Origin of the sequence: Burkholderia cenocepacia (genome assembly GCF_900446215.1) — a bacterium.
GTDB classification, from domain to species: Bacteria; Pseudomonadota; Gammaproteobacteria; order Burkholderiales; family Burkholderiaceae; genus Burkholderia; species Burkholderia cenocepacia.
The window spans coordinates 1-11,021 of sequence record NZ_UAQZ01000011.1 but is presented as its reverse complement, the minus strand read 5'-3'; the positions used below and the strand labels follow the sequence as shown (position 1 = coordinate 11,021).

The following is an 11,021-nucleotide window of genomic DNA, read 5'->3' as shown; positions in this document are numbered from 1 at the left end:
TCGAGCGCCCCTGCGTCTTCAGCCAATCCGCCGGTGAAAGCGGAAACACCAGAAGAGGAGGGTTGGTTCTCCAAATGGTGGGGCAATACGAAGCACGAGCTGAGTGAGGCCGCAGATCATCCATGGGAGGCGACGAAGGGCGCTGTCAAAGGGATTGCCAATATACCGTCCGATATTGGCGAGTTGCTGATCAAAGGCAGTACGCTCCAAACCGCAGGGCAAATGGAGCAGGGCTGCGGCTATGCAAAGTGTGTTTGGGCAAACGCAGTCTGCTGAGGCGCTGATGCAGGGGCGCAGGAAGTCAAGGCGAGTGCCGGCTCTATCGAGCTACCCAAGTTCCAGATGAGCAATGCGGCCCAGGCCGGCGGCGACAAGATTGCGACGGCGGCGTCACTTTCTTGCTGGAGGAGCCGGGCTGGCCAAGGGCGGAGTCAGAGGTATGGCGGCCCTGGGTAAGGTTGGTGCTGCTGAAGGAGCTGAACTGACTAAGACCGCTTCGGCCGCTGGGAAGGTGCTTAAGACTGAAGGCGCTGTTGCTGAAGGCGCAAAGGCTGCCGACGCACCCACGGCGGTCGGCAAGGCGACTGGTGCAACTGAAGGTGCCGGTGCCGGAGATGCAGTCGGGGATGGAGCAAAAGTACTCAGGCGACGTAAGTCACTGCGCGAACGGTACCTCGGGCGTACCCCAGGCAAGAATTCACGGACGGGCAAGGAAGTGCAGCGCGGCTCGAAAAGGAAGGCAGGCTACGCGAAGATCCGTTCACTGGAGAGAAAGAGTTTGAGTACAAGGGCAACTGGTATCCGCTTAAAGACGCTGATATGGCGCACCAAACGGACGCGGTTACCTGGTGGAACAATGTTGGGCGAGAGTATGGGGCGAAAGCTCCAGAGGTTCGTGCATGGATGCTCGACTCCAAGAATTACGATTTGCAACCATACTGGGTCAACAGATCCCTTGGTGCTAAACTGGGCGAACGTTATCTACCCCCATTGAAGTAAGGTGCATATGGCCATGAAGCTACCAGAGGAACTCACTAAAGACGTATACGCTTACGGTGCGGCGGGTCGGGAAGCTTGGAAGAAGGGAGACATCGCTGAAGCCGAGGTAAATTTCACAAAGGCGTGGGAGATCTTGCCCGAGCCTAGAGAGCAATACGACCTCGCGCAGTCGATGACACGTGGATTCGTCGTTTTTTATCGCGATACTAAACAGTTTGATAAGGCTGTTCACTGGCTGGCAGAAATGAAAAAGGCGTACGGTTCTGGAACCGGTCCGGATCTGACAATCGGCTTTCTTAGCGGAACGGTGTATTTTGAAGCTGGAGATCTAGATAAATCCGCGGAATTTTTTGTGCCGCTGTATGAACAATTTGGAAACAGACCGTTTTCCGGTGAGGATAAGAAGTATCTCGAATTCGCGAAGCGTGCGTCGAAGGGAAGCAAGTAAAAATGACTAGGCTTCCCAAAAAAATCCAAGATGGGTTAGATGCTCTCTCGGAGCAGGGTAATGTCTTGTGTGATGCATCGAAGTTCGATGAGGCGATTCAGCGATGGAGTGCAGCTCTCGAGTTGCTTCCCGAACCGCGGGTTGATTGGGAAGCATACACGTGGCTCTGCGCATCGATCGGTGATGCGCAATATCAGCTCGAAGAGTTTGAGGCAGCGCGACAGAGCTTCTTTGATGCGCTCAATGGCCCCGGCGGACAGGAGAACCCCTTTGTTCACTATCGATTGGGGCAAAGTCAGGTCAGTCTCGGAGACGAGGAGCACGGAGTCGCCAGTTTACTAAAGGCGTACATGCTCGATGGCGAAGAGATTTTCGACGAGGACGACGAGGGCGAAAAGTATTTACAGATGTTGCGTGATAGAAAGCTTGTCGGTTGATCATCCATCAGACCTTGCACTGCGTGAACTTTGGGGTAGTCCGCGATAAGGGTTGCAGGCGCTTGTAATTGGAAGGAAGTTGTCGCGAGCGGCGCGACTGGGATGGGCTCGTGGCGAAGTCATTCGATGTGTCACAAGCGTAGTGGGAGCGGCTGGCGTTCTTGAGGTTGCGCGCCTATTTCACCGGCGGGCTGCGACGCTCCAACATCGGAGCGCGTTGCGGCACGATAGTGGCGACTTCGCGCGACTTAGAGAGCGGTCAGGACATTGTGCCAAAGAACCTTGATCGTAACTTGGCCAGCCGCTCTCACCGGCCAGCCCACGACTTCAAGTCGGTCTTCAAATTCAAGCCAATCGCGTGCTTGCGTCGCTATTGCAAGGCTTTCGCGAGGGCAAGGACCTCGGATTGAAGGCCGCCGTGTCGAGCGAAGGCCTGGAACAGCGCACCAACAAGCCGATTTCAAAGTGGGGCACCATCACGCGCGATGGGGTATGGTGCAGCGCAGCACGCGGCGTTGGCCGGATATGTGCTCAGGCGCGGGGCTCGGCGGGAGTCCGGACTGTAGGTTCGATCCAGCGTCAGACCTTCGATGGTTGAAATATGCAGACGCTGTATGGCGTAGAGAGCGCGTCGCGTGCCGTAGAGCAGGCCGCTCGCGAGCCGCCAAATTGAATTGACCAAGAATAGAATTGACCAAGAATTGCACGGGGAAGAAGAACAAATGCCAAGCATGAATCTGAGTGAGCTTGCAGCGGAGTATTGGCACATCGGCGTGGTCGCGCTGGTCTTGGTCTGTCTATCGCTGGACTTTCTAGTCAGGTTTTTCATCCGGTCGTTTAAGCTGAGGCGCGATCTCGATGACGCGATCGAGGCGTTGCAGGCGATTCGTGGCGAGAAGAACGGGGAGCTTGTCGAACTCTCCGCGGTCGAGACCAAGGCGATGAAGTCCGAAGCTTTGTCCAACCCGTGGACCGAAATATGCCAAGACGCTTCACAAGCAGCTTGGCGATGAGGACGAGCTGGGGCAGCAACGCATCAGGTGCTGGCGCTCGACAGCGGTTGGCCGAGACTTTTTTCACGGATCAGGCAATCGTCGACAGTCGCTTGAAGACGGACTTCTTCAAGCATCTCCCCGGGGTGCTCACGGGCCTGGGGATCATCGGAACCTTCCTCGGCCCTCATCAAGGGTCTCGTGCATTTCGATGTGAGCGTCGACCCGGCGGCGGCCCAAGCTCAGCTCCAAGGGTTGGTGAGTTCGGTGGGACATGCCTTCTATGTCTCGGCATTCGCCATCGGCCTAGCCATGTTGATTACTTGGATCGAGAAGACGATCGTCACGGTTTGTATGGCCAAGTCGAGGACATTCGCGAACTGGTCCGATAGCATGTTCAGGGCGGGGCGGGGAGAGGAATACCTGCAACAGCTCGCGAAGTCGTCCCAAGACGCGGCGACCCAAGCTCAGGCAAATGCGCGACTCGCTGGTAGTCGATCTCAAAGAGATCCTCACGACGTTGACCGAACGGCAGATTGCGGCCCAAGCCCAGTACACAGGCCAGATGTCTGTCGACGTGGCCAAAGTCATTTCAGAATCGCTGGCCAGTCCCATGTCCGCGATGGCCGAGGCTGTCCAGAAGGTCAGCGGTAGGTCAGGGAGACGCTGTCAACAAGCTGTTGACCGACGTGTTGGCGAGCTTCTCTGAGGCAAATGCAGGAGATGTTTGGCGGCAGAATGCGCGGCATGAGCGATCTGTTGCAAAAGGCCAGTGAATCGATGCAGGCCACGGCGATTCAATTCGGGACAGCTTGCGGCGAACATGGACGCCGCCGGTAACAATACGGTGGACTCGATGGGCGAGAAGCTCGCCCCAAGCGCTCGATGCGATGGACGTCCGGCAGTCGGCCGATGAACGCTCGGATGGGAGAATTCATCGAGCAGATTCGCTCGTTGGTCGCGCAGTCTCAGTCCGAGACCGGTGAAAAGCTACGAGAGGCGTTGGCGGCGGTCGGGACTCAGGTCGCGGGCGTGGTCGAGACGCTGCGAAAGCAGGCTGAGGAGGCCGCTGAGTCGCAAGGCCAACGCGCCCGGCGGTTCGAGGAGTCGACTGGCCAGGCGATCAACTCGCTCTCCGGCCAAGTTGAGCAACTGCTCTCGCAGTCCGTGGAGACCAACAAGTCCTTGCAGACGTCCGTATCGGCTTTGGCCGGCGCGACAGACCGGGCGATGGCTAGCCTCAATTCGGGGGTGGAAACCCTCTATGTCGCAGCCAGCGACTTCGCGAAAGCCGGTTCAGGAGTGTCCGAGACGATGCGCTCGGCCTCCACGGCCACCGATTCGATCAAGACGGCCTCCGCGCAGCTCTCGACGGCCACTGACAACGCCAGGGGGATCTTCGCCGACTACGCACGCACGCGCGACACATTCGCCACGATGGTCGCGGAGCTGCGGCAGACCTTCGAGTCGGCCAAGAAGGATGCTGCAATGACTTCGGAGCTCGTTGGTAAGATCCAGGCAGCGGCCCGCGAACTCGCAGCGGCCCAGCAGCAGTCAGAGGACTATCTCAAAGGCGTGACCGAGGTCCTCGTGGGTGCGCACGAATCCTTCCGCGACAACATTGACAGAACGCTGGGTGAGGGCAATCGCAAGTTCCAGTCTGAGCTATCGAACGCCGTCAACCTACTGTCCGGAGCGATCAAGAATTTGGGCGATGCGGTTGATGAGATTCCGGCCGGTCGAGGGCGATAAGCGATGTTTGGTCCGAAATCATCTAGGCGGCGCAATGGCAGGGACGAAGGGGAGAAGCCCTTCTGGATTTCCTTTTCCGATTTGATGACGGCACTTATGGTGCTGTTCCTCGTGTCGATGGCAGTCGCCCTGATCGCCATCACGCAGAAGCAAAAGGTCATTGACGACACGATCGAATTGCGCAAGAAGACCATCGCGCAATGCCTGACCGAAGTCGAAGATGTTACCAAGCGCCCTGAGTTCAAGGGGGTGACGGTGCACGGCAACTCGATCGACTTCGGCGCAGTCGTTCTGTTCGCCGATCAGCACCACTCGTTCGAGAGGTCGGCCGACGAGCGCTTTATTCGCAGCTTCGTCCCCGAGGTGTTGAAGGTGGCTCTGACCTGCCCCCATCAATAGGGCCAATGGGCTTCTAGCAAAGTCCCTTTAAACCAACTCCTGGAAAGCGGCAGGAGTATCCGCGGTTGCCCGATGTTTCGCCGCAAACTCTGACGGCGCAAGGTAGTTCAGTGCGCTGTGCGGCCTTTGCTCGTTGTAGTCCTGACGCCATGCCGCGATGGACTGCCCGAGCATGCGCGAGCGTCGTGAACCAGTGCTCGTTAAGGCATTCGTCGCGGAACTTGCCGTTGAACGATTCGATGTACGCATTCTGCGTTGGCTTGCCCGCCTGAATCAACTTCAGAGCGACGCCGTTCGCATACGCCCACTGGTCAAGCGCGCGGCTCGTAAATTCGGGGCCCTGGTCTGTTCGCACCGCCTTGGGATAGCCACGGAAGCGAGCTGCGCGGTCCAATGCCCGAGCGACATACAAACCTGAGATGCCATGGTCGACAACGATGTCGACAGCCTCTTTCGTGAAGTCGTCGACGACGGTCAGGCACTTCACGCGCCGGCCGTTGGAAAGCGCATCCATCACGAAATCGATTGACCACACCTCGTTGGGGGCGCCCGGCAATGCCAGTTGCTCGCGCTCAATCATTACGCCGTGGCGCTTGCGACGGCGCCGCACAGCCAGCCCTGCCTCACGGTACAGGCGATAGATGCGCTTGTGATTGGCGTGCGTGCCTTCGCGTTCCACTAGGGCGTGCAATCGGCGGTAGCCGAATCGACGACGTTCGTGTGCCAACTCCACCAGACGCGCCGCTAGCACCTCATTCTCGTGGTCTGGCTTCGCGTCGTAATGCAGCACGCTGCGAGAAAGCCCGACAAGCCGGCAGGCGCGGCGCTCGGAGATGTTGACCTTCCCCCGAATCGCCGATACTGCTTCGCGTTTGGCTTGCGGGCTCAGGGCTTTCCCTTGACGACGACCTTCAACGCTTCCATATCGAGCATTGCTTCGGCCAGCAGCTTCTTCAGCCGGGCATTCTCCACCTCGAGGTTCTTGAGCCGGCGGGCTTCCGAGACCTCCATGCCGCCGAACTTCGCACGCCAAGTGTAGAACGACGCATCACTGAACCCGTGCTTCCTGCACAGTTCCTTGACCGGCATACCGGCCTCGGCTTCCTTCAGAAACCCGATGATTTGCTGTTCCGTAAAGCGCTTCTTCATGTTCGTCTTCTTCTCCGAAAACGAACTTTACTAGACTCCGGCTGGCCCTGTTTGCAGGGGGCAGGTCACGCCCAAGCTCTTAGCATCGGACTGGCTCGGTTCGGGCAAACGTGGTGCTGACGACCTATGAGACATTGCGCGACCTGGAATTCTCCTTAGCTGCGCAGAAGTGGTCGGTCATGGTTTGCGACGAGGCCCAAAAGATCAAGAACCCCAACGCGATGGTGACGCGGGCCGCCAAGAAGCAGAACGCCAGACTGAAGATCGCATGCACCGGCACGCCCGTCGAGAACACGTTGGCTGATCTGTGGTGCCTATTCGATTTTGTGCAGCCTGGCTTGCTAGGTTCGTTGAAGGACTTCGGCAGCAAATACCGCAGGCCCATCGAGGTGGAGACCGACGACGAGAAGGCGCGCATTGAAGAGCTGCGCGGCCTTATCGAGCCACAGAAGCTGCGTCGCACCAAAGCCGAGGTCGCGAAGGACCTGCCTAAGAAGATCTTGCATGAGGGCTGTCGCAAGCTGCCGCTTTCCGCTCGCCAGCGGGCGCTCTACGCGGATGCGGTGGCTCAGTTCAAATCACGTGGGCAAGGGCAGGGTAGTGGGCTGCAATCGCCTTTAGGTCTGCTGCAATACCTGCGCCGCCTTTGCTCTGATCCGCGGCCTCCCGGTCATATTGCCACCAGCGATGAATCCGTCGAGACCATCAAGAAGGCGTCGCCCAAGATGGACTGGGATGCTGCGGCGGCTCAGGGAAATCGAGGCGTCGGGATCTGGCGACAAGGTCATCGTCTTCTGCGAGTTCCGGGACTTACAGCGCGTCATTCAACGCGCCATATCTGAGGTGTTCGGATTCGTGCCAGACGTGATCAACGGTGATACCTCGACCGAATCCGGGGCCGCAAGTAGTCGCCAAACCCGTATAACGGCTTATCAGCAAAATCCTGGTTTCGGCGTGATCATTCTTTCCCCTCTTGCAGTCGGCTTCGGAGTCAACATCCAGGCTGCCAATCATGTCATTCACTACACGCGCACATGGAACCCCGCGAAGGAAGACCAAGCCACTGACCGCGCGTATCGAATTGGGCAGCAAAAGGATGTGTACGTCTACTACCCCGTTGTGGTTGGCGGCGACTTCGTGACTTTCGACGAGAAGCTGGACGTGTTGCTTGAACGGAAGCGCGCGCTGTCCTATGACATGCTGAATGGGGTCGGCGATGTGACCCCATCTGACTTCGCTGACATCGAAGCGCCGGGTGGTGGTTCGCCATTTGGCGAAGATCTCTTTAATCCTGTCGATGTCGGTTCCTTGGGACCGGATGCATTCGAGTCCTTTTGCGCGTTGCTGTGGAGCAAGCAAGGTTACTCGCGAACAATCAAGACGCCGAAGACGGGGGATGGCGGTGTGGACATCGTTGCAATCAAAGGCAATCGTGGCGCGCTCATCCAATGCAAGAGCTCTGGTGTCGAGGGTAAGGAGATGGGCTGGGAGGCTGTCAAGGATGTCGCGGCCGGTTCCGTGGCCTATTCCGCGCGCTACCCGGGCGTCGAGTTCCAACTCATTGCAGCCACCAATCGCCGGTTCAATCAATCGGCCCGACAGCAAGCGTCACTGCTGAACGTGACGTTGATCGAAGGGAGTGATCTAGTCGATTTACTTTTCGAAGCACCCGACTAAGAGAGGTGAATTCGATCGCTTCGCAATGGCTGGCTTGGTCGCAGTGAAGAGAAGAATATGTCGCGACCGGTGGAACACACTCGTCAGCCCGGTGCCACAATGCGAGGCTCGGCGATCCGTCCGACATAGACAGTTTGCAAATAAATCAGAGTCCGGGGGTCTCAGCTGTGCGAATCAACTATCTCAGCCCACGAGGTGTGCTGGAGGTCGAGCATGCCGCCTTGCGCGAGCTTGAAGCGAAATTGCCTCGCGACTGGGGTGCCTATGCAGCATTCCGGCTGCTCGTTCGTGGCTCCAAACAGCCACTGGACATCGACCTGCTGCTGTTGACGAACAATCGAATCTTGGTAGTCGAACTGAAGAACTGGTCCGGCGACATTGAGTATTCGTCAGGTCAGTGGTTTCATCGCGGTGACCCTATGCCGTCGCCGGTAAATACCACGGACAACAAGGCCCGCGCTTTAAGGAAGTTCGTTCAGGAGAAGAACTCATCCCTCAAGTTGCCCTTCGTTGAGTCACTCGTAGTCCTGTGCCATCCCAAGTGCCGGTTGATCAACTTTCCGGACGAGCAGCGCCGTTTCATCGCGACGCTCCCCGATTTCGTGCATGCCGCGTCCGATGCTACACGCTACACGAGACGCTTTCCTGACATCCCGCCGACGTGGAACTATCGGTCGGCGGACCCCCTGCCTCAGCGCCAGCAGTACAACACCATTTTTTCTGCGTCCAACCCGGCGGTGCTCAAACGCCGCACAGTCTTGCATGGCTTTGAGCAGATCGACGACCAAGCAGACTACATCCATCCACGTAAGATCTGGTCGGAGTTCCTAGCCGAGCACCAAGAGAGTCGGAGCTCAAAGGCGCTGCTGCGAAAGTGGAACTTTGAAGAACTCGCCACTGGCGGTACCTCCACCGTTGAGCGTCAGACTATCGGCCTTCGCGAGTTGCGCCTAAATGAGACTCTGCGCGTCCAAGCGCCTGAATTGCACGAGGACCTACTTGAGCCTATCGGCTCAGCGACGGCGGACGACATCACCACCAACTTCGTCGAGGCATACCGTCTTCCTACCGGCATCGAACGCCTCTCCGAGCACCTAGCCCGCAACAGCGCCATGAGCGAGCAAGATCGATGCTCATTGGCAAAAAGTATCCTAGCTCGCTTCTCGAAGCTGCACGCGCTGGCGATTGCTCACCGCGACATCACCAACCGCACGCTGTGGGTGCTCGAACCGTCCCGCGTGATTCTATCTACGTTTGCAGCCGCGCGCGTCCCGCAAGCCCAGACCGTCGGTATCCATCGCGTTGAGCTGGAGACCGGGTCCATCGAACTACCCGAAGACGAAGGCGTCGCCGCACAGGTTCGCTCGGGCGATCCGTTCGCCCGCGACGTCTTCCTGCTGGGCGTCCTGATCTACGAGATGCTAGAAGGCCGCGAGCTGGAGCGTATTAATGCCGTGCCCGTCTACAACGACACCGTTCCGCTCAACTTCCCAGCGCTGATGCCTTGGTACGCTAAGGCCATGGAACTTGATCCCGAAGCGCGTTACCGCAACGCTTCTGATGCACTCGATGCGTTGAACGCCTGCTTGGCCGTCGATGCGGGGCCGGACGTCTGCGCTGAAGACTTCCAGGTCTACGAGACCGAGGCTGGCCCGATGACTCTCATGGCCAAGCGCGTGATCTCGCCTGGCCCCACCAAGATGGTCTACGAATCGGAGAGGAGTGGCGACCGCGTCCTAGTGAAGTGCTGGCCGCAGCTCAAGTATGACCCGAAGTATCTGGCGCGCAACCTGCGGCTGCTCTCTTTCCTACAGCGAGCGAGATCGCTGCGGCAGTCTGGCTTCGACGCCGCCCCTGAGGTTATGGATTTCGGCCTGACGCGTTCGGACTGGTGCTGGTCACGCGATGGACGGAAGGTCAAACGCTCACCGAGTGGTTGGAGACCGACCCGGAGGGGCGGCAACGTGCGCTCGTGGCGCATGCCGTGCTCAATGCCGTGCGACGGCTCCACATCTTGGGGCTGTCCCACGGTGACGTGAAAGCAGACAACATCATCGTACCGCAGATCACGGGGGATGAAACGCCTCGGGTCGTGCTAGTGGACATACCAGACCTGAGCGCTGATGGAGACGAAGGGATCACCGTCGGCACGGTGCCGCCGACTCTGGAGAGTGCATCCCCACTACACCGCGACGCGTTTGCCGTGTGCATGCTCGTCCTGACCCTGTTGCCCGAAGACTTCGAGGTGACACGAAGCGACGTGGCTCGGGCCGTCGAATTGGTGGATGCGCTGCCGCCGCTGGATCTACTAGCTGAAACGCTACAGGACGAGCTTCACCCTAAACCGCGCTCGGTCCCGACGCTCAAGATTACCCTCAAGCGCCGCGGCCGTGGTGGTCCTCCATCACTGGACCTCATCTCTAACAATGGCGAGTATTCGGTGCGCGCGACAAGGCATGCGGAGACTGGACACCTGCGATTCAACATGGTCGGAACGCGGCAAGATCTCTACATCAAGTACGACCCAGAAGAAGATGTCGTACTTGACGCCGCAGTCAAGGCGATCGACCACATCGATTTTGTCAGTGCTCACCGGCGCAAGACATTCTCGCTAAATGCAGAGATACACGTCACCTTTGCAGAGGAGGCAGACGTCACCGCGCTGGCTGGTCTGCTGTATCAGCACTACATCGCGAACGCCACGGATGAACTGGAGGCGGCGAGACGGTCGTCAAAGGACTCAGTGCCGATCCGTATGCCCGTCTGTCCGAGAGCACGCCCCTGCAGCAGGTGTCCGCCACGGCACTTTGGACCGCGTTGTCCGACACAGATGAGATGAACGTCACGAAGATCACCGTTCGGAATGGTGCGAGACAATCACCGCCACAAAGCGATGAGTGGATCATCTACTTCGATTGTGAGGGCGGTGTGCTCGACTTTTCGGAGGACGAGGGCATCGAGCTGCTGGAGCGTGGGGTGGACGCCATGGACGGTGGCGACCGCTGGTACACCGTCGGATGGGTCTCACCCGACATCGGGCGTAACGTAATGCGGGTGCGTGCCAAAAGCATGCGTTTCTCGCCGAAGGCGGGTGACGTCCTGCACGTGCGAGGCACCTTTGAAAAAGTGGCTTCCGAACGGCGGGTCGCGGCGATGAAGCGGGTGCTC

Annotated in this window: 11 protein-coding genes and 4 pseudogenes; 14 read left to right on the top strand and 1 reads right to left on the bottom strand. The window is 58.5% G+C overall.

Going from position 1 to position 11,021, the window contains the following annotated elements; all coding sequences use genetic code 11:
• From DTA15_RS38870 to DTA15_RS17280, 9 genes and pseudogenes are all read left to right on the top strand, one after another.
• Positions 1-276: pseudogene (locus tag DTA15_RS38870) on the top strand (hypothetical protein); the annotation flags it as partial.
• Positions 277-1,012: 736 nt separating this feature from the next.
• Positions 1,013-1,447, top strand: coding sequence for a hypothetical protein (locus tag DTA15_RS17295; RefSeq protein WP_124714746.1), 435 nt, complete (start codon positions 1,013-1,015; stop codon positions 1,445-1,447).
• 2 nt (positions 1,448-1,449) lie between these two features.
• A complete protein-coding gene (locus DTA15_RS17290) occupies positions 1,450-1,884 on the top strand; it encodes a tetratricopeptide repeat protein (protein WP_012492505.1) in 435 nt (144 codons plus the stop codon).
• 722 nt (positions 1,885-2,606) lie between these two features.
• Positions 2,607-2,897: a hypothetical protein gene (locus DTA15_RS39120; protein ID WP_256604789.1), complete on the top strand. Its 291-nt coding sequence runs from the start codon at positions 2,607-2,609 to the stop codon at positions 2,895-2,897.
• Positions 2,864-3,025: pseudogene (locus DTA15_RS39525) on the top strand (hypothetical protein); the annotation flags it as partial. The gene DTA15_RS39120 and the pseudogene DTA15_RS39525, both read left to right, overlap by 34 nt.
• A gap of 52 nt (positions 3,026-3,077) precedes the next feature.
• Positions 3,078-3,335: pseudogene (locus DTA15_RS39520) on the top strand (anti-phage protein ZorA-like protein); the annotation flags it as partial.
• 16 nt (positions 3,336-3,351) lie between these two features.
• A complete protein-coding gene (locus DTA15_RS39110; RefSeq protein WP_256604787.1) occupies positions 3,352-3,585 on the top strand; it encodes a hypothetical protein in 234 nt (77 codons plus the stop codon).
• Positions 3,586-3,761: 176 nt separating this feature from the next.
• Positions 3,762-4,628: an anti-phage protein ZorA-like protein gene (locus DTA15_RS39105; RefSeq protein WP_502254091.1), complete on the top strand. Its 867-nt coding sequence runs from the start codon at positions 3,762-3,764 to the stop codon at positions 4,626-4,628.
• A gap of 3 nt (positions 4,629-4,631) precedes the next feature.
• Entirely contained in the window at positions 4,632-5,027 is a 396-nt protein-coding gene (locus DTA15_RS17280; protein ID WP_227743229.1) for a flagellar motor protein MotB, read from the top strand.
• 27 nt (positions 5,028-5,054) lie between these two features.
• Here the strand turns inward: DTA15_RS17280 and DTA15_RS17275 are convergent.
• A pseudogene (locus DTA15_RS17275) lies at positions 5,055-6,176 on the bottom strand (IS3-like element IS407 family transposase).
• A gap of 110 nt (positions 6,177-6,286) precedes the next feature.
• On the opposite strand from DTA15_RS17275, the gene DTA15_RS39100 reads away from it, so the two are divergent.
• From DTA15_RS39100 to DTA15_RS39080, 5 genes are all read left to right on the top strand, one after another.
• Positions 6,287-7,018, top strand: a complete 732-nt coding sequence (locus DTA15_RS39100; RefSeq protein ID WP_256604785.1) for a DEAD/DEAH box helicase — start codon at positions 6,287-6,289, stop codon at positions 7,016-7,018.
• Positions 6,912-7,853, top strand: coding sequence for a restriction endonuclease (locus DTA15_RS39095; protein WP_256604784.1), 942 nt, complete (start codon positions 6,912-6,914; stop codon positions 7,851-7,853). The genes DTA15_RS39100 and DTA15_RS39095 overlap by 107 nt, the downstream gene beginning before the upstream one ends.
• A 197-nt stretch (positions 7,854-8,050) precedes the next feature.
• Complete coding sequence (locus DTA15_RS39090; RefSeq protein WP_256604783.1) at positions 8,051-9,892, top strand: NERD domain-containing protein kinase family protein; 1,842 nt, start codon at positions 8,051-8,053, stop codon at positions 9,890-9,892.
• The gene (locus tag DTA15_RS39085; RefSeq protein ID WP_256604782.1) at positions 9,790-10,692 is read left to right on the top strand and encodes a protein kinase family protein; all 903 of its coding nucleotides are present in this window, start codon (positions 9,790-9,792) and stop codon (positions 10,690-10,692) included. Before DTA15_RS39090 ends, DTA15_RS39085 begins: the two co-directional genes overlap by 103 nt.
• On the top strand, positions 10,689-11,021 hold a 333-nt coding region (locus DTA15_RS39080), incomplete at its 3' end, for a hypothetical protein (RefSeq protein ID WP_256604781.1). The genes DTA15_RS39085 and DTA15_RS39080, both read left to right, overlap by 4 nt.